The organism is Nocardia sp. NPDC052566, from assembly GCF_044547285.1.
GTDB lineage: Bacteria > Actinomycetota > Actinomycetes > Mycobacteriales > Mycobacteriaceae > Nocardia.
Map to the genome: position 1 here is coordinate 512547 of NZ_JBIUAF010000007.1, position 17868 is coordinate 530414.

The 17868-nt window shown below is 68.7% G+C and carries 16 protein-coding genes; 8 read left to right on the forward strand and 8 right to left on the reverse strand.

From position 1 onward, the window contains the following. The first annotated feature begins 142 nt into the window (after window positions 1–142). A complete protein-coding gene (locus ACIG5A_RS37120) occupies window positions 143–1789 on the forward strand; it encodes a PucR family transcriptional regulator (protein WP_397249461.1) in 1647 nt (548 codons plus the stop codon). A 478-nt stretch (window positions 1790–2267) separates the two neighbouring features. On the opposite strand, the gene ACIG5A_RS37125 is transcribed toward ACIG5A_RS37120, so the two are convergent. The 3 genes from ACIG5A_RS37125 to ACIG5A_RS37135 form a co-directional block, all read right to left on the reverse strand. Beyond that, window positions 2268–3677 carry a hypothetical protein gene (locus ACIG5A_RS37125; RefSeq protein ID WP_397248934.1) on the reverse strand — a complete coding sequence of 470 codons (1410 nt, stop codon included), beginning with the start codon at window positions 3675–3677 and terminating at the stop codon, window positions 2268–2270. Next, entirely contained in the window at window positions 3617–4318 is a 702-nt protein-coding gene (locus ACIG5A_RS37130; RefSeq protein ID WP_397248936.1) for a type II CAAX prenyl endopeptidase Rce1 family protein, read from the reverse strand. The genes ACIG5A_RS37125 and ACIG5A_RS37130 overlap by 61 nt, the downstream gene beginning before the upstream one ends. 173 nt (window positions 4319–4491) lie before the next feature. Continuing rightward, window positions 4492–5262 (reverse strand): hypothetical protein, encoded by a 771-nt coding sequence (locus tag ACIG5A_RS37135; protein WP_397248938.1) that lies wholly within the window; start codon window positions 5260–5262, stop codon window positions 4492–4494. Window positions 5263–6020: 758 nt separating this feature from the next. Here ACIG5A_RS37135 and ACIG5A_RS37140 point away from each other — a divergent pair. After that, the gene (locus tag ACIG5A_RS37140; protein ID WP_397248940.1) at window positions 6021–6641 is read left to right on the forward strand and encodes a metal-dependent phosphohydrolase; all 621 of its coding nucleotides are present in this window, start codon (window positions 6021–6023) and stop codon (window positions 6639–6641) included. A gap of 3 nt (window positions 6642–6644) precedes the next feature. Here the strand turns inward: ACIG5A_RS37140 and yaaA are convergent, their stop codons facing one another. After that, a complete protein-coding gene (yaaA, locus tag ACIG5A_RS37145) occupies window positions 6645–7388 on the reverse strand; it encodes a peroxide stress protein YaaA (RefSeq protein ID WP_397249463.1) in 744 nt (247 codons plus the stop codon). Between the two features lie 58 nt (window positions 7389–7446). Here yaaA and ACIG5A_RS37150 point away from each other — a divergent pair, with 58 nt between their 5' ends. Beyond that, entirely contained in the window at window positions 7447–9195 is a 1749-nt protein-coding gene (locus ACIG5A_RS37150) for a proline--tRNA ligase (protein ID WP_397248942.1), read from the forward strand. Window positions 9196–9253: 58 nt separating this feature from the next. On the opposite strand, the gene ACIG5A_RS37155 is transcribed toward ACIG5A_RS37150, so the two are convergent. Both ACIG5A_RS37155 and ACIG5A_RS37160 read right to left on the reverse strand, forming a co-directional pair. After that, complete coding sequence (locus ACIG5A_RS37155; RefSeq protein WP_397248944.1) at window positions 9254–10552, reverse strand: FAD-dependent oxidoreductase; 1299 nt, start codon at window positions 10550–10552, stop codon at window positions 9254–9256. Between the two features lie 20 nt (window positions 10553–10572). Then, window positions 10573–11058 carry a MarR family winged helix-turn-helix transcriptional regulator gene (locus ACIG5A_RS37160; RefSeq protein WP_397248946.1) on the reverse strand — a complete coding sequence of 162 codons (486 nt, stop codon included), beginning with the start codon at window positions 11056–11058 and terminating at the stop codon, window positions 10573–10575. A 147-nt stretch (window positions 11059–11205) separates the two neighbouring features. Here ACIG5A_RS37160 and ACIG5A_RS37165 point away from each other — a divergent pair, with 147 nt between their 5' ends. Further along, the gene (locus tag ACIG5A_RS37165; protein WP_397248948.1) at window positions 11206–12957 is read left to right on the forward strand and encodes an acyl-CoA dehydrogenase family protein; all 1752 of its coding nucleotides are present in this window, start codon (window positions 11206–11208) and stop codon (window positions 12955–12957) included. Between the two features lie 251 nt (window positions 12958–13208). Continuing rightward, the gene (locus ACIG5A_RS37170; RefSeq protein ID WP_397248950.1) at window positions 13209–14321 is read left to right on the forward strand and encodes a hypothetical protein; all 1113 of its coding nucleotides are present in this window, start codon (window positions 13209–13211) and stop codon (window positions 14319–14321) included. A 1-nt stretch (window position 14322) separates the two neighbouring features. Here the strand turns inward: ACIG5A_RS37170 and ACIG5A_RS37175 are convergent, their stop codons facing one another. Continuing rightward, on the reverse strand, window positions 14323–14757 hold the full coding sequence (locus tag ACIG5A_RS37175; protein WP_397248952.1) for a ferritin-like domain-containing protein: 435 nt from the start codon (window positions 14755–14757) through the stop codon (window positions 14323–14325). Window positions 14758–14904: 147 nt separating this feature from the next. Continuing rightward, window positions 14905–15414 (reverse strand): hypothetical protein, encoded by a 510-nt coding sequence (locus ACIG5A_RS37180; RefSeq protein ID WP_397249465.1) that lies wholly within the window; start codon window positions 15412–15414, stop codon window positions 14905–14907. Between the two features lie 248 nt (window positions 15415–15662). Here ACIG5A_RS37180 and rimP point away from each other — a divergent pair, with 248 nt between their 5' ends. From rimP to ACIG5A_RS37195, 3 genes are all read left to right on the forward strand, one after another. Beyond that, complete coding sequence (gene rimP, locus ACIG5A_RS37185) at window positions 15663–16349, forward strand: ribosome maturation factor RimP (protein WP_397248954.1); 687 nt, start codon at window positions 15663–15665, stop codon at window positions 16347–16349. Next, window positions 16346–17374: a transcription termination factor NusA gene (nusA, locus tag ACIG5A_RS37190; protein ID WP_397248956.1), complete on the forward strand. Its 1029-nt coding sequence runs from the start codon at window positions 16346–16348 to the stop codon at window positions 17372–17374. The genes rimP and nusA overlap by 4 nt, the downstream gene beginning before the upstream one ends. A gap of 116 nt (window positions 17375–17490) precedes the next feature. Further along, window positions 17491–17769 (forward strand): YlxR family protein, encoded by a 279-nt coding sequence (locus ACIG5A_RS37195; RefSeq protein ID WP_397249467.1) that lies wholly within the window; start codon window positions 17491–17493, stop codon window positions 17767–17769. The last annotated feature ends 99 nt before the right edge of the window (window positions 17770–17868 follow it).

Below are 17868 nucleotides of genomic sequence, written 5' to 3' on the forward strand. Positions count from 1 at the left end.
CTCCTCGATTCGATCCAGGTGCGAGTGACCGGGTGTCGTCCTCACTCTCCCGTATCAATCCTGGCCGGGACGCCGACAATCTGTACGCGATTTCGAATTTCGTATTACGATTCGTCGGGTGTTGCTCTCCGATGTGCTTGCCATGCCGGTGGTGCGCGCGGGGGAGCCCGAGGTCGTCGGCGGTGGCCCGCTCGACCGGCCGGTCCGCTGGGTGCACGTCATCGACCTGCCCGAGGTGGCCGAACTGCTGGTCGGCGGTGAACTGGTGCTCACCACCGGGCAGGCGCTCGCACATGGCGACAAGGCGGCCGTCGAATACCTGAACGCCCTTGCCGCCGCTGGTGTTTCGGGGCTGGTGGTGGAACTGGGGGATTTCGTCGGCGAATTGCCGCCCAGCGTCGCGAAAACCGCTGACGCGCTCGGCCTTCCGGTGATCGCCCTGCACCGGGTGACCAGATTCGTCGAGATCACCGAGGCGGTGCACCGGATGATCGTGGCCGACCAGTACGCCGAACTGGAGTTCGCGCGCACCGTGCACGAGACCTTCACCGAGCTCAGCGTGCGCCGTGCGTCGCTGGCCGAGATCGTCAAGACCGCCGCGGGCATGCTCGACGCCTCGGTCGTGCTCGAAGACCTGGCACACCGGGTGCTCGCGCTCACCGCGCGCCATGCCACCGCGTCGGCGATCCTGGAGAACTGGGAGACCACCTCGCGGCTGCTGCCCGACGGCGCGGATGTGGTCGCCGTCGGGCCGCACACCCAGCCGTGGGGCAGGCTCATCCTGCGCTCGCCGCGTGGACCCGCCCCGCGCGCCAGGATGGTGCTCGAGCGCGCGGCGCAGACGCTGACGCTGCACCGGATGATCGACAAGGACCGCTTCGGCCTGCACCGTCAGGCGCAGACCGGGCTGATCGACGACATGGTCAACGGCAGGGTGCTCGACGAACGCGACGCGCAGGCCAGGGCCGCCGCGCTGGGGCTGCTCAGGCGCGCCGCCTATGTTCCGCTCGCCGTCGATGTCGCGGCGCTCGACGAGACCGATCCGGTGGCCAGGCAGCGGCGCAGCGCCGGAATACTCGACGCGGTCACCCACGGCCTCGGCCTGGCCAAGGCGACCGCGCTGGCCGCCGCCGATCACGGCGACCGGGTCAGCCTGATCCTCGCCGTCGCACGCACGACCGATCTCGACGAGGGCCTGCGCGCCGCCTGCACCGCGATGACCGGTGAGGTGCGGCGGGTGGACGGGGTGCAGCGGGTGGTGATCGGCGTCGGCGCCGAATCGGATTCGCTGCTCGACACCGCGAGGGAACTGGCGCACGCCGCGCATGTCGCCGAAGTGGCGTTGTCCATGACCGCGCGCGCGACGGGCACGGACGAGGCAGGGCCACGGGAGCGCCGCAGGTCGGAAACGGCGGTGGTGGGCAGGCCCTTCTATCGCAGCGGTGATGTGCGGTTGCGCGGGCTGCTGTCGCTGATCCGCAATGAGCCGGGCGTGCAGCGCTTCGCCGAAACCGAGCTGAGCGCGTTGCTGCGCTACGACATTCGCCACACCGCCGACCTGACCCGTACCCTGCGCCAATTCCTCGACCTGGCGGGCAACAAGACCGAGCTCGCCCGCAGGCTCAACATCAGCCGCCCGACCCTCTACGACCGTCTGGCCCGCATCGAGCGCATCCTCGACATCGACCTGGACGACGGCGAATCCCGCACCTCCCTCCACGCCGCCCTCCTCATCCGCGACCTCACCACCAGTCGTGGCACGAACGAAGGGGCCAGCGGCGCACCATGATCGGGAGAGCCTGCGGAGTGCCGCGTGTGGCACATGGCGGATGACCGCCCGGCAGCGCCACGTGACCGCGAAGAGCGCCAGGCGAGCACTACCGCCAGTCGTGGCACGAACGAAGGGTCAAGCGGCGCAACGTAATTGTGAATGTCCCGAGTTCGCAGCACATCGTGCTCGGTGTGGAACAGGGTCCGGTGGCGCTCATGACCGGTGCATTGAACATCGGACGTAGGGCGCGACCGGGCTTGGCCGCGAGCCTATTTCCGGGCGAGCTATTCGCTGGTGCCTGGCCGTGCGGGGCCATCGATGCGCCGAACAGCATTCGAGATCCGTCGAGCGCAGTCGAAAGGTCCTGGACTACGGTGTGTCGCACGGCCATTCGACTGCGCTCGGCGAACGGTTGGCCGGGATGGTGCCGAGAGGCCGTCTGGTGCACCGCGATTGCGGAGAGGCCACGGGGGCGTCGCGGAGCGAGGGGCTGTTGTCAGAGGGGTACGCCCGCGGCTGTGTCCGGAGGTCCTGGCGGGCCCGGGGCGAGGACGGTGCGGGTGCGGCGGGATTCTATGGGGCGCAGGCGATATAGGGCGGCGACGGCTAGTACGCAGCCCAGGGTGATGGCGAGTGCGGTCAGGCCAGCGGTGGCGGCGGGGACCGGGGCGTTGACGTGGATGCCCTCCGGCACCAGGTCAGGGCGGTTGGTGTGCAGTGTGCCGACGATCGAGGGCAGGAACAGCGTGGACATGGCGAGCACCGCGCTGGGTGTGCGGCGCGGGCGGGCGCTGGTGCAGCAGTATCCGGCCGCCAAAGCCAGTGCGGCACTGCCGAGCCCGGTGACGAGCGGATCGCGGCCGGTGTACTCGGTGGCGGTGAGTGCGGCGTATCCGGCGACACCGGCCACCGCGGCGAAGGCCGCGCGCACCGACGGGCGCCACACACCGGCCAGCAGGCCTGCGCCGGTGAGTGCGACCAGCAGCGGAATGCTCCAGCCCGGCCGCGAGATCGGGCCGAGCGCGGCATTGGCGGCGATCAGGCAGGCCGCGAGCAGGACCCCGACGCCGTCGCGACCGGGCAGCATGAGCGCGGCGCAGAGTGCGGCGAGCACGGTGACGAGCGCGGCCAGGAGGATCTGGCCCGGGTGCGGATGGTGGCCGGCAAGCCAATTGGCGGCGCCGACCAGGGCGAGGCCGAGCACCAGCGCCGCGAGAACCGGCGGCAGCGACAGCTCGCGCGGCGTCCGGCGCGACACCACGGCGGAACGATTCAGCAACGCGCTCGACGCGACCAGCGGCACCGTTACCGCGACCAGCCACAGCGGCGGAGTCTCCAGCACCGACCAGATCGGCAGGTTGCCCGCGTCGCCGGGGCGATAGCCGATGAGGTGGAACGCCTGGGACAGGTCGCCGATGACGAGGAGACTCGCACCGCCGAGCGCGAATCCGAGCGCGGTGGCCCTGCGGTGCAACACCACCGCGCCGAGGCCGCCCAAGGTGACGCCGCCGCATACCGCGTCGACATAGTTGAGTGTCGTCAGCGCGCCCGCCGCGCCGACATCGTGTCCGGCGATGTGGTTGGCCAGGATGCCGATGAGGCCGAGCGCGGCCGTAACCCAGCCCGCCACACTCCAATTCGCCGCGGTGACCAGTGCGGCGACCGCCGACGCGACGATGACGCCCGCCGCCGCGCCGTGTGGCACGCTCAGCGTCAGCCGCTCGATCTCGAACGACTGCGCATTGATCGCCCACGGAAAGGTGGTGGGCAGCAGGATCGTCGCGCCCGCGACCACGGTCGCGAGGAAGGCGGCCACCGCGTCGAGTACATCGGTGCGGCGCATGCTCAGCCCACTGCCGATCGGCTCGCCACCGATTCCGTTGCGGTGCGCTGTCGTTCGCGCCACAGCGTGGCGAAGGCGACCGCACCGGCGATCAGCATCACCAGTGTGATGAGCGCGCGGATCGGGCCGAGCGGGACCACCGATACGTTCAGGTCGTAGAGCACATGTGCGGCCATGAAGGGCCAGATGAGGCGAATTCGGCTGTACGCGAAGCGCGCGAGCGCGCACCACACCAGCGCGAGCGCGATCGCCGCGGGCCCGTAGTAGAGGTGGAACGGCAGGCGCAACGCCGTCAACACCGCGAGCTGAACCCACCAGGGGCAGCGCAGCCGCGTCATGATCGCCATCGGCAACGCGAGCAGCACCGTCTCCTCGACCACACCCGCGCGCACGGACCACACCACCGCCTCCGCTGTGCTGTCGTGACCGGGCGTCTGGCCCGGGGCGGTCCACTCCGGGAACAGCATCATCGCCATCAAGCCCAGCCACAGCACCAGATATCCGATGCCGGTCGCGCCGAGGAATCCGGTCCAGGTCGTCCTGGGGTTGCGCAGCCCGAGTTCCGCGGCGCTGAGCCCGAGGCCGCGGTGGGCGACCCACAGGGCGAGCGCGGCGAAGACGAAGGCCGTCCACCCGGACCAGCGGTACAGGTCCGTCGCCCAATCGGGCCAGTCCGGAGCCTTCCTGGTGATCAGAATGGTCACCGCGACGATCGTCGGGAGACCGAAGGTAGAAATAAATGCGACGAGCTGCAATATCCACGCTCTTGCGGTCCAGCTATTGCTCCGCAACATCGTCATGTGTGCACCTTAATCGCGCCGCGGCCGGTCGTACCGCAATCGGGCCACGAGAGCGGCGACCGGCTCGGCGACGGTGCTCACCGCGGGAGCAGCGGGTAAATCGCCTGGTATGCGGCCTGCACCGGCGGTCGCACAACCTGCTCGACCGGCGGCGGGAGCTGGCGGAGGAACTGCTCGATCGGTTCGGGCAGCGGCGGGGCGGGGGCGGGCGCCGGACGGCGGTTGCCTTGACGGTCGATGCCCTCGCGGTTGAAGCCGCTGCGGTCATAACCGTCGCGGTCGTATCCGGCGCGGTTGAAGCCTTGGCGGTTGATGCCCTGGCGGTCGTAGCCCCACTTGTCGTAGCCGGCCCGGTTGTAGCCGTCCTTGCCGAAGCCGTTCTTGTCGTTGCCGAAACGATCGAATCCCTTGCGGTCGAACCCGTCCCGATTGATTCCGGAGCGGTTGAACCCGTCCCGGTCGTATCCGGCGCGGTCGAAGCCGTTGCGGTCGAACCCGTCGCGATCGAACCCATTGCGGTTGAACCCGTCACGGTTGGCACCGGAGCGGTTGAATCCGTTGCGGTCGAATCCGTTGCGGTCGTATCCGGCGCGGTCGAAGCCATTGCGGTCGAAACCCTGGCGGTTGAACCCGTCGCGGTTGTAGCCCCAGCGGTCGTATCCCTGGGAGTTGTAACCGTCCTTGTCGAACTCGCTGCGCGGTTCGTCGGTGGTCGGCGTCGCGCTCGTCGTCGGGATGGCCTGGGCGGGCGCGGCCGTCGCCACGACGGCCGCGGGACCGACGATGGTCGCGGTGGCGAGCGCCGCCGCGGTGATCCTGATTCTCGATTTACTGACAGCCTTACGCATGATCGTCGTTTTCCTTCGCGATGTGATGAACGCGGCATCGGTGCCGCGCCGCAGACAGGTAATCAACGGACCCTGAGAAGACCTTGAGCCGTTTGGGTAGGTAATGAATTTATCGAGCATTCGTAAATAGTTGAATACTTTGGCAATTCACCACGATCAGGCGAATGATCTTCGATGGCAACGTATTTCATGGAGGGCATTACATAGCCGATTGGCTATATGTGAGCTATGCCATGAAATTGCGACATAACGCCCGAATATAGCCGCCGTAACGATCTTGCAACCTCGCCGAGGGCGAACCGTCTCGTGCTCGCGCCACCGTCGTATGGGCGCGGGGAGGTCACGGTATCGGCGATGAACACGCGGCCTACCCGGATCTGGGTTACCGTAAACCTTTGGACCACAAGAACTGTCGTCCGTGTTCGTGGGAGTTCGGATGATGAGAATGAGCATGCGCCGCCCGAGGTGGATGAGGATCTCCGCGAGTGTGGCGCCGCGCCCCCGCCCCGTACCCGCGTCCGGTTCGGCTCCCGGTCCCACCCTCTCGGTGATCTGGTTGCGCTGCTGACGCGCGGCTGCGGGAACAACTGGCGTCATGCCGCCGGTTGTTCCACCCCTTCTGGGAATCCGCTCCGGTTTCCGTGGACGCCGAGGACGTCGGCAAGGCACTCGCCGCCGCCGCTCGCTGACACCCGCTGTGCCGAAAACCGCGGGCGCCGAGCATTGTCCGCGGCGAGGCCGGCGGCAAGACTAGGGCCATGAGTACACAGGCACGGCTGCTCGACAGCTGGGTGGCACTGGCGGGCGATACGGCGCGGGAGGTCGGCGCCGAGCTGATCGATCGGTATCGGGAACCGCACCGGCGGTATCACACGGTCGATCACCTGGCCACCATGCTGCACGTCATCGATGAGCTCGCCGCGGACGCCGACGATGTCGACGCTGTTCGCTACGCGGCGTTCTTTCACGACGCGGTTTACGCGATCGATCGTCCCGACAACGAGGAACGCAGCGCCGAACTGGCCGAGTCCGTCCTCGAATCACTGGGCGCGCCTGCCGAACTCGTGGACGAGGTGGTCCGCTTGGTCCGGCTCACCGCGACCCATCACGCCGCACCCGGCGACCGCAACGGCAGCGTCCTGTGCGATGCCGACCTGGCCATTCTCGCGGCCGCGGAACCCGAGTACGTGGCATATACCGAGGCGATCCGGCAGGAGTACCACCAGGTGCCGGACGAGGCGTTCCGGCTCGGCCGCGCCGCGGTGCTACGTTCCCTCGCCGACCAGCCCAACCTGTTCCGCACCGGCATCGCCCGCACCCGTTTCGAGGCGCCCGCCCGCGCGAACCTCGCCGCGGAGCTCGCGAAGCTGACGTCCTGAAGATCAGGTGATGATGAGCAGCTCTGCGGGGGAGGCGATTTCGGTACGCAGCCCGGCCTTGGCGGCCACCCGGGCGACACCCCGGATATCGGTGGGTTCGGCGCGGGTCAGGACGAGTGCGCGGGCCAGCAGCCCCTTGTGATGCTTGTTGAAGTGGCTCACCACGGTCCGGCTGCCGTCGGCGTGTTCGGTGAGCACGTTGGCGGTGAGCGCGCCGGGGACCCGGCCGAGCTGCTGGTAGGTGCCCGAGCGCAGGTCGACGACGAGATCGCCCGCCGCCTCGGCGTGCAGCGCGTCGGCGAGCGAATCGCGCCAGAGGGCCGAAAGGGTCGGCAGGCCGGGCAGTTTCGAGCCGCCGGACAGGCGGTAGGCGGGAATCGCGTCACCCGCGCGCACCGCGCCGAACAGGGCCGAGCCGATGGCCAGGCGCGCGAACGCCTTCTCGCGCTGCGCCTTGGTGAACGACTTCGCGTCGAGCGCGTCGTAGAGGACGCCGGTGTAGCGCTGCAGCGCCGGGCGGGTGGGGGACGTGCGCAAGGTCGCATTGCGCGCTATCTCGCTATCAGCCCCCTTGCCCAGGCCCAGCGCCGTGCGCGAGGCGTCCGGGTCGGCGGCCAGCTTGACCAGCGCATCGATCAGCCCGTCACGCACCGCCGTGAGCTGCGGCATTGTGAGCGCGTCGAGCTCGAGCGGTGCGTCGGCACCACCGTCGGACTTGGTTTCGGAGGGAGGTAGCAGCACCAGCACGACTGGATACGGTAATGCGCTGCGGACATCGCAGAGCCAGCGACTACCCTCTTGATCCGTGATCACCCGCCTCTCCCGCCTGTTCCTGCGTACCCTGCGCGACGACCCCGCCGACGCAGAGGTGCCCAGCCACAAACTCCTCGTCCGCGCCGGATACGTGCGCCGCATCGCCCCGGGTGTGTACTCGTGGCTGCCGCTCGGCCTGCGCGTGCTGCGCCGCATCGAGGACGTCGTCCGGGAAGAGATGAACGAGATCGGCGCCCAGGAGATCTCGCTGCCCGCGCTGCTGCCGCGCGATCCGTACGAGACCACCAACCGCTGGACCGAATACGGTGACGGCCTGTTCCGCCTGCAGGACCGCAAGGGCGCCGACTATCTGCTCGGCCCCACCCACGAGGAGCTGTTCGCGCTCACCGTGAAGGGCGAGTACAGCTCCTACAAGGACCTGCCGGTCACGCTGTACCAGATCCAGACCAAGTACCGCGACGAGGAGCGGCCGCGCGCGGGCATCCTGCGCGGCCGCGAATTCGTCATGAAGGACTCCTATTCCTTCGACCTCGACGACGACGGGCTGAAGGCCAGCTACGACGCGCACCGCCAGGCCTATCAGCGCATCTTCGACCGGCTGGGTGTCGAGTACGTCATCGTCGCGGCCACCTCCGGCGCGATGGGCGGCAGCGCCTCCGAGGAGTTCCTCGCCGACAGCCCCGTCGGCGAGGACACCTACGTGGTGTGCCGGGAATCCGGGTACGCGGCGAACGTGGAGGCCGTCGTCACGCCCGCGCCCGCGCCGCTGCCCGTCGACGGCCTGCCCGCCGCCGTCGTGCACGACACCCCGAACACCCCGACCATCGCCACCCTGGTGGACTGGGCGAACGCCGCCGGTGTGTACGACCGCCCGGTCACCGCGGCCGACACGCTGAAGAACGTCATGGTGAAGCTGCGCCACCCGGACGGCAAGACCGAGATCCTCGGCATCGGTGTGCCCGGCGACCGCGAGGTCGACGACAAGCGCCTCGGCGCCTCCGTCGAACCGGCCGAGGTGGAACTGCTCGACGAGGCCGATTTCGCCGCCAACCCGTTCCTGGTGAAGGGCTACATCGGCCCGAAGGCGCTGCAGGACAACGGCGTTCGCTACCTGGTCGACCCGCGCGTCGGCACCGGCACCGCCTGGATCACCGGCGCGGACGTGCAGGGCAAGCATGTCGTCGGCCTGGTCGCGGGCCGCGACTTCACCCCGGACGGCACCATCGAGGCCGCCGAGGTCCGCGACGGCGATCCCTCGCCCGACGGCCGCGGCGTGCTCGTGGCCGCGCGCGGCATCGAGATCGGCCACATCTTCCAGCTCGGCAAGAAGTACACCGACGCGTTCGACGTGGACGTGCTCGGCGAGAACGGCAAGCCGGTCCGGCTCACCATGGGCTCCTACGGTGTCGGCGTCTCGCGCATGGTCGCGGTGATCGCCGAGCAGCAGCACGACGACAAGGGCCTGCGCTGGCCGAGCGAGGTGGCGCCGTACGACGTGCACGTGGTCATCGCCAACAAGGACGACGCCGCCCGCGCCGGCGCCGAGGAAGTGGTGGCGGGCCTGAACGCGCAGGGCCTCGATGTCCTGTTCGACGACCGCACCGCGTCCCCCGGCGTGAAGTTCAAGGACGCCGAACTCCTCGGCATGCCTTGGGTTCTCGTCATCGGCCGCGGCTGGGCCGAGGGCAAGGTCGAACTGCGCGACCGCTTCTCCGGCGAGAGCACCGAGATCCCGGCCGAATCCGCGATCGACGCGGTGGTCGCCAAGATCCGCGGCTAGCTTTCGAGGACAACGGCCCCGGCGTCGAGCATTCGGCGCCGGGGCCGTTGCCGGTCGCTCACGCCCCCAGTCCGGCGAACATCTTGCGCCGCAGGGGTGGTACCGCGTTGACCGTGCGGAACACCAGCCTGCCCGCGGTGCGTGCCAGCCGGTTGTCCGATACGGACTGGTTGGCGGCCCGCAGCGAGGTGCGCACCGCGGCGAAGCCGTAGTCGATCATCTGCGCCTCGTACTCGTGGATGGCGGGCAGCAGCGGCTGCTCGCCGCGATCGACGGCGGTCAGCTTGCGGCACAACAGCTGTGCGTCGCGCAGCGCGGTATTGGCGCCGACACCGCCGAACGGGGTCATGCTGTGGATCGCGTCGCCGAGCAGCGTCACACTGGTCGTCTCCCACGCGTCGAGCGGGACCGAGGTCTTGATCGGCAGCAGGGTGACCGTGTCGGTGTCGGTGTCGGCAACCAGCCTGCGCAGTGCGGGCGCCCAGCCCTCGGTCATCCGGACGGCGAGATCGTGCAGCTGCCCGGTGTCCAGTGCTTCGAGATCGGCGCCGAAATGCGCACGCTTGGCGCCGAACCCCCAGAGCACATAGGACTGGGAGTTGTCGAACAGCGCGCCGGTCACCGGTGGCGCCGTCGCACCAAGGAGTGCGTCATCGGTGGGTTCGTCGAATTCGTGTGGGGCGACGAACAATCCGCACCCGGTCGGCGGGATGACGCTCACCGGGTGGCGCAGCAGGACCGGGTCGAGCCGGTCGCGCGTTTCGGGCGTCAGCGGGTATTTGCCCGCGATGGTGACGATTCCGGTGTCGATGCGCTGCGCGTGCGGCAGATACTGCGCGCGCACCCGCGAGGTGCCGCCGTCCGCGCCGACCAGTACATCGCCGATTTCGGTGGTGCCGTTGGCGAAGTGGGCGACGACGCGGCCGTCCTGGCGGCGCTCGTAGCGCTCGTACATGCTGCCGAAGCGCACCGTATCGCCGAGCTCGGCGAGCAGGATCTGGCGCAGGGTGATCCTGCTGACGCCGTAGCGGTCGCCGCCGGCCGGATTGTTGGTCGGCTCGACGGGATCGAATTCCAGTAACTGCTTCATCTGCTCGGTGATGAAGCCGAACGAGATGTCGCCCTTGCCGGTTCGGGATATGAACGTGGAAAACATCTGGGGTGACAGCAATTCGGCGAGCGCCTGGCTGCCCTTGGGGCTGATGTGGATGCGGAAACCCTGCAGCCGGTCGGTGCGCTCGATCTCGCGCTCGTGCACCGAGACGCCGACCCCGGCGCGGCGAAGTCCATTGGCGAGCGCCAGCCCGCCGATGCCGCCACCGGCGATGATCACCCGCAGGGATGCGTTGTTGCTCATGACATTTCTCTCCTGTGCTACTAGATCCGGCTCCAGCCGAATCGGGTTCCGCGGCGCTTGACCGCGCGTTGCTGCTGTGCCTGACCTGTCTCGGCCCAGGCCTCGAGCAGGCGGGTGAGCAGGCGGTCGAGGGTGGCGACGTCCTCGGCGGACCAGTCGGCGATCACCGCGGCGAACACCTGATCGCCGAGCTCCATGAACTGGTTCAGCTCCGTGCGGCCCGCCTCGGTGACCTCGACCAGCACGGCGCGCCGGTCGGCCGGATCGGGTGCGGTGGTGACCAGCCCGGATTCGGCCAGTGCCTGCACATGCCGGGTGATCGAGGAGGGAAGCGCGTCGAGACGCTCTGCCAGCTCGCCCGCGCGCAGCGGGCCCGACTCGGCCGCGTGCTGCAGCACACCGACGCGCACCGGGTCGTACACCCGGGACGTGCCCTGGCGGGTGGCCTCGGTGAACCGGATGACGGTGCGGGCGAGCTGCGACATCTGGTCTTTGTTTGCTTCCATGAAACAAATATAACGTTTGCTTCGATGAAACAAAAGAGCTCGGCGCCAGAACTTCGCCGCGACCTACGGATCCGTAGGCGGGATTTGCCGACGCGTCAAAGGCAGACCGGCCTCGAGGTGCTGTTACTCGCTGGTAAGTTAACCGGCATGACGAGCACCGACGCGTTGTTGTTCAACCCCGCCACCTACGACCCCCAGCAGTTCGACGCCGAGACGCGGCGCCTGTTGAAGGCGACCATCGAATGGTTCGAGTCGCGTGGCAAGGTGCGGCTGCTCGCCGACGACGCGGACGCGGTGTGGACCGCGGACTTCCTCGACTTCGTCAAGAAGGAGAAGCTGTTCGCCACCTTCCTGACCCCGGCCGCCTACGCCGACGGCGACGAGAACCGGCGCTGGGACGCGGCGCGCAACGCGGCGCTGTCGGAGATCTTCGGCTTCTACGGCCTGGCGTACTGGTACGCCGAGCAGGTCACCATCCTCGGCCTCGGCCCGATCTGGCAGAGCGCGAACGAGGCGGCCAAGAAGAAGGCCTCGGCGGATCTGGCCGCGGGCGAGGTGATGGCGTTCGGCCTGTCCGAGCAGACCCACGGCGCCGACATCTACAACACCGACCTGGTGCTCACCCCGACCGAGCCGGGCAGCGCCGACCACGAGGCCGGAATCCTGTTCCGCGCCAACGGCGAGAAGTACTACATCGGCAACGGCAACGTGGCGAGCATGGTGTCGGTGTTCTCCCGCCGTGCCGATATCGAGGGCGCGGACGGCTACGTCTGGTTCGCCGCCGACAGCCGCCACGAGAACTACCGGCTGCTCGGAAACGTTGTGCACCAGCAGATGTACGTGAGCACCTTCCGGCTCGACAACTACCCGGTGCGCGCCGAGGACATCCTGCACACCGGCCCCGAGGCGTTCTCCGCGGCGCTGAACACCGTCAACGTCGGCAAGTTCAACCTGTGCCACGGCGGCATCGGCATGGTCGAGCACTCGTTCTACGAGGCGATCACCCACGCGCACAACCGGATTCTGTACAGCAAGCGGGTCACCGACTTCGCGCACGTGCGCACCAACTTCGTCGACGCCTACTCGCGCATCGTCGCGATGAAGCTGTTCAGCGACCGCGCGGTCGACTACTTCCGCAGCGCCTCGCTCGAGGATCGCCGCTACCTGCTGTTCAACCCGATGACCAAGTCGAAGGTCACCTCCGAGGGTGAGACGGTCATGACGCTGCTGCTGGATGTGCTCGCGGCCAAGGGATTCGAGAAGAACACCTACTTCGCCGAGGTGGCGCGCCTGATCAACACGCTGCCCCGCCTCGAGGGCACGGTGCACGTCAACGTCGGGCAGATCCTGAAGTTCATGCCGAACTACCTGTTCAACCCGAAGGAGTACCCGGAGGTCGGCACCCGTCGGGACGCGGCCGACGACGAGTTCTTCTTCCAGCAGGGCCCGGCCCGCGGCGCGGGCAAGGTGCAGTTCGCCGACTGGACCCCGGTCTACGAAAAGCATGCCGACATCCCGAATGTCGGGCGGTTCTACGAGCAGGCCAAGGCGCTGCGCGAGCTGCTCACCACCGCGGCCCCCGATGCCGATCAGCAGCAGGACCTCGACTTCATGCTGACCATCGGCCACCTGTTCTCCCTGGTGGTCTACGGCCAGCTGGTGCTCGAGCAGGCCGCGATCACCGGCCTCGATCGCGATCTGATCGACCAGATCTTCGATTTCCAGGTGCGCGACTTCAACGGCTACGCCACCACGCTGTACGGCAAGCCGTCGGCAACCGCGGCGCAGCAGGGCTGGGCCGCGTCGGCGCTGCGCCCGCCGGTGGCCGATCGTCCGCGCTTCGATCGGGTGTGGGCCGAGGTCGAGTCCTACGACGGTGCGTACGAGATGCGCCCGTAGTCGATCGCCGCATTACCGCATCGCCGCATTGCCGCCGCCCGGCTCGAGTCCGCTCGAGCCGGGCGGTTTCGTCTGGCCGGGGTCGTGGTGGTGGCGCTATCCTCGTAGCCATGATCGTTCGCACGCGATTTATCCACCCCCGGCCGTCGCACGGCCGCGGGGTCCGGCGCGTGCGTTGTCGCGCGTAGCTCCTGTGGTGGTCGTCGGCCGGGGGATTCCCCTGTACCCACCGGCACACCGAGGAGATTCCAATGCTCACTTATCTGACCCCGCACGACCTTTCGCAGGCGCTGAGCGTCACCGATCTGAGTGATCCCGCGCACGGCCCGCACGCCATCCAGACGCTGCTCGACGGCATCGTCTCCGCGCTGAGCGCGGCGTGGACATCGACAACCGTTCGGCGCGTGCGTAATTCGCCGATCGTCGCGGTCGCCGACAACTACGACAAGCTCGGCTACGATCCGGCCGACGTCACCCGCGACGCCCGCTACACCCGATATCTCAGTCCCACCGCGATGCTGCGCAGCCACACCACCGCGGATATCCCCGCTGTATTGCGCGGCTACGCCGCGGGCGATGTCGACGAACTCATCGCGGTCTCCGGCCTGGTCTACCGCCGCGATGTCGTCGACCGGACCCACGTCGGCGAACCGCATCAGGCCGACCTGTGGCGACTGCGTTCGCGACCGGGCACCGAGAGCGCGGATCTGCGCGAAATGATCGCCGCCGTAGTGGAATCCGTGCTGCCGGGCGCGCGCTGGCGCACCACGCCCGCCGACCATCCCTACACCGCGTCCGGCTGCCAGGTCGACGTCAGGCACGGCGACACCTGGCTGGAGCTGGCCGAATGCGGACTCATCGCCGACCACGTGCTGGCCGGCGCCGGACTCGATCCGGCCGTGTGGTCGGGCCTGGCGCTCGGTCTCGGCTTGGACCGAGCGTTGATGCTGCGCAAGGGCATTCCCGATATCCGCTACCTGCGCGCGGGCGATCCGCGCATCGCGGCGCAGATGCGAGATCTATCACCGTGGCGCCCGGTCTCGACGCTGCCGCCGATCCGCCGCGACCTGTCGGTGGTGATCGCGGGCGATACCGACGACGAGACCATCGGCGACACCGTGCGCGCGGTATTGCACCGGCGCGCGGACGATATCGAGTCGGTGCACGTGCGCGCCAGAACGGCGTACGCCGATCTGCCGGAGCCGACCAGGCAGCGCCTCGGCATCGTGCCGGGACAGGTGAACGCCGTTGTGCGCCTTGTGCTGCGGCCGCTGGCGCGCACGCTCACCGATGCCGAGGCCAACGCGCTGCGCAACGAGGTCTACCGCGCGATCCACCGCGGACCGCGGCTGGAGCTCGCGTGAATCAGGCCTTGCCGGGGAAGGCGGTGGTCGGCGGGGTGGTGCCCAGGATCTGCTGCCAAGTGGCAAGGCGCACAGCGCATTCGGTGAGCGCGTCGACACCCGTCCTGCGCAGGTCGATGGTGTCGGCGCGCTCCACGAGTGCCCGCCAGGCGACCGCGGTATCGGATTCCACGGTGACGGCGAACCTGGCGGCCGGGATCGGGTCGTCGACCGGCGACGGTGCGGTGTAGGCGGCGTCGGGCGGCGGCACCTTGACCCCCGCCGCCGCCAGCGCGTCGATGGTGGTGTCGCGCCGGGCGCGGTGCGCCGCGGTGTATTCCGCGATGAGCCTGGTGCGTTCGGCCGAGGCGAACGCGGCGATCACGCCGTAGGCGTACACCGCCGCGTACTCGGCGTCCAGTGCGTCGAGCAAGGCGCGGCGTTCGGTGTCATTCACTGCGCGACCTCTTCCGTGCGCGATTGCCTGTGCGTCGAGGCGTGCGGTGGCCGGGCGGGTTCGCCGTGCTTGTTCATGCTGTGTCCTTTCGGGCATGAACGGGACCCTCCGTGGTCACGCTCCGCTGCCGCCTCCGGGCCTGACCGTTCATGCCAGCAGCACCCCCGCCTGGGCGGCGCAGGCCGCGCTGATCGAGGCGAGCAGTCCGGCGCGGTAGCCCGACAGTGCCCGGGCCAGTTCGGCGGCGGACTGGCGCGACTTGGTCAGCTGGTCACGCAGTGCGTCGACGGTCGGCGGCGGGGTAGGTGGTACGGGCGTACCGGAGCTGTTCGTGGCGGCCGCGCCGACCTGTGCCGGGTCGAGCGCGCGGGTGCGGTGCACCGGGGTGGTGCCGTCACCGTAAACGCCGACGAGGCGGTTGATTTCGGTGCGCAGTGCATCGGCGTGCGCGGTGCGTTCGGCCGCGATGGCGGTCAGCGCGGCGTGCCGCTGCGGCGCGAGCGCGATCGCGGCGGTCGCGGCCGCGGCGTCGGCGCGGGCCAGAAGTTCTTGCGCGGCAAGCGGATCCGGTTCGTGAATCGGATCGTCCTGCGCGCAGCCCGCCAGCGCGCCCAGTGTGAGAACCCCCACGCTCGCCCCGCCCGTCAGCCGTAGCATGCTGCGCCGATCGAGTCCGTCGTGGCGAATGCCGGAAGTACACCCGGCATGTGGCTGGGCTGGAAGGCGGATGGGCACGGCACCATCGTGCCAGATTCGCCGGAGGGCTCCGGACGGGCCCGGATCGGTGAAGTCGTGGCGCGCGCAACGGTCGCCCGCTGGTCCTTTACACTCTCGTGGCGCGTTACGCTAGACCTTCGTTAGAGAATTTTCCCGCCGCGTCACAACTGAACCAGGAGCCGCCCCGCATGCCGATGCCGACCGAGGAAAGGGTGAGCCAGCTAGTAGCTGGACTCGTCGAGCGCCGAGGATTCGACCTCGAGGGCGTCGAGATCTCGACGACCGGCAAGCGCGACGCGGATGCGCAGGGGCAGGAGCGGAGCCTGCGGAGTGACCAGCAGATCCGCGTGAAGGTCACCGTCGACAGCGACGGATCGGCTGATCTGGACGCGATCGCCGTACTCAGCACCGAATTGTCCGAATCGCTCGACGAAGCGGGCGATTTCGGCGAGACCCCCTATCTGCTCGAGGTGTCCACCCCCGGCATCGATCGCCCGCTCACCGTGGACCGGCACTGGCGCCGCGCCCAGGGCCGCAAGGTGCGCATCAAGATGCGCCATGGCGCGACCGCGCCCGAGGGGTCGGACAAGTTCGAGGCCAGGGTCGGCACACTCGATGGTGACACCATCGCCCTCGTCCTCGGCGGCAAGCACAAACCGCATCGGGTGACGATCCCGCTCACCGATATCGCCGAGGCCGTCGTCCAAGTCGAGTTCAATCCGCCGGGCGCGCGCGAACTCGAACTCGCGGGCGGTGTCGCACCGGGCAGGCCGAAACCCGGAGACGAACCAGCGGACCTCGCAGGAACAACCGATGCACTACTACCCGAATCAGTAACAGCGTCCGATTCGCCGACCGAAGGGATCGTGGAATGAACATCGAAATCGAAGCCCTGCGCGCGATTGTCGCCGACAAGGGGATCTCGATCGAGACCGTGATCTCCGCGATCGAGTCGGCGCTGCTGACCGCGTATCGGCACACCGAGGGCCATCAGCCCAACGCGCGCATCGATATCAACCAGAAGACCGGCGTGGTGCGGGTGATGGCCCGCGAGCTCGACGCCGACGGCAACCTCATCTCCGAATGGGACGACACCCCGGAGGGATTCGGCCGGATCGCGGCGACCACCGCGCGCCAGGTGGTGCTGCAGCGGCTGCGCGATGCCGAGAACGAGAAGTCCTTCGGTGAGTTCTCCACCCACGAGGGCGATATCGTCGGCGGCGTCGTCCAGCGCGACGCGCGCGCCAACGCCCGCGGCACCGTGGTGGTGCGCATCGGCAGCGAGCTGCACGGCACCGAGGGATTGATCCCGCCCGCCGAGCAGGTGCCGGGTGAGACCTACGAGCACGGCGACCGGATCAAGTGCTACGTCGTCGGCGTCTCGCGCGGTCCGCGCGGCCCGCAGATCACCCTCTCGCGCACCCACCCGAACCTGGTGCGCAGATTGTTCGCCCTCGAGGTGCCGGAGATCGCCGACGGCTCGGTGGAGATCGTCGCGGTGGCGCGCGAGGCGGGCCACCGCTCCAAGATCGCGGTGCGCTCCACCGTGTCCGGCGTCAACGCCAAGGGCGCGTGCATCGGCCCGATGGGGCAGCGCGTGCGCAACGTGATGAGCGAGCTGGCCGGCGAGAAGATCGACATCATCGATTACGCCGAGGACCCGGCGACCTTCGTCGGCAACGCGCTCTCGCCGTCGAAGGTGGTCTCGGTGACCGTCGTCGACGCCGACGCGCGCGCGGCGCGTGTCGTCGTGCCCGATTTCCAGCTTTCGCTCGCGATCGGCAAGGAGGGGCAGAACGCCCGGCTGGCCGCGCGACTCACCGGCTGGCGCATCGACATTCGCAGCGACGCCGCCCCTGACATGGGCGGCAACGTCCGGACGGAGGCGCAGCGGAGTTGATCGAGACCCGAGAAGATGTACCTCGGGATGACAGGTTGGTAACTCTCCCGGGGGACGGGTTCGTCGTTCCGACCGGGGCAGCGGTAGAGTGGACACAGGTTCAGCACGCGACTCCGATTCGGACCTGTATCGGATGCCGGAAGCGCGAGTTGGCCGCCGATCTGTTGCGGATCGTGGCGCAGGAACGGGAAACCGATGAAGGTGCCCCGATCGTCGCGATTGTTCCCGATCCGCGGCGCAGACTTCCCGGACGGGGTGCCTGGTTGCACCCCGTCGTGGCTTGTCTGAGCACGGCAGAGCGGCGCCGAGCGATCGGCAGAGCACTACGAGTGTCCGGACATCTGGATATCTCAGCCCTGGAGCGTTACCTCGAGAACAGGCACGAGCACTCATGAGCACACCGTGAAGTACCAACGATGAACGTCCGTCGGAGATAACCCGAGGTCGTGCGGGCCGCCGTCCCCAAGAAACGGTGGCGCTGCTCGACCTCTCAG

Coding starts and splice junctions, on each gene's coding strand:
- ACIG5A_RS37120 (WP_397249461.1), top strand. CDS start 143: ATGCCGGTGGTGCGCGCGGGGGAGCCCGAGGTCGTCGGCGGTGGCCCG.
- ACIG5A_RS37135 (WP_397248938.1), bottom strand. CDS start 5,262: ATGCGTAAGGCTGTCAGTAAATCGAGAATCAGGATCACCGCGGCGGCG.
- ACIG5A_RS37140 (WP_397248940.1), top strand. CDS start 6,021: ATGAGTACACAGGCACGGCTGCTCGACAGCTGGGTGGCACTGGCGGGC.
- ACIG5A_RS37155 (WP_397248944.1), bottom strand. CDS start 10,552: ATGAGCAACAACGCATCCCTGCGGGTGATCATCGCCGGTGGCGGCATC.
- ACIG5A_RS37160 (WP_397248946.1), bottom strand. CDS start 11,058: ATGGAAGCAAACAAAGACCAGATGTCGCAGCTCGCCCGCACCGTCATC.
- ACIG5A_RS37165 (WP_397248948.1), top strand. CDS start 11,206: ATGACGAGCACCGACGCGTTGTTGTTCAACCCCGCCACCTACGACCCC.
- ACIG5A_RS37170 (WP_397248950.1), top strand. CDS start 13,209: ATGCTCACTTATCTGACCCCGCACGACCTTTCGCAGGCGCTGAGCGTC.
- ACIG5A_RS37180 (WP_397249465.1), bottom strand. CDS start 15,414: ATGCTACGGCTGACGGGCGGGGCGAGCGTGGGGGTTCTCACACTGGGC.
- rimP (WP_397248954.1), top strand. CDS start 15,663: ATGCCGATGCCGACCGAGGAAAGGGTGAGCCAGCTAGTAGCTGGACTC.
- nusA (WP_397248956.1), top strand. CDS start 16,346: ATGAACATCGAAATCGAAGCCCTGCGCGCGATTGTCGCCGACAAGGGG.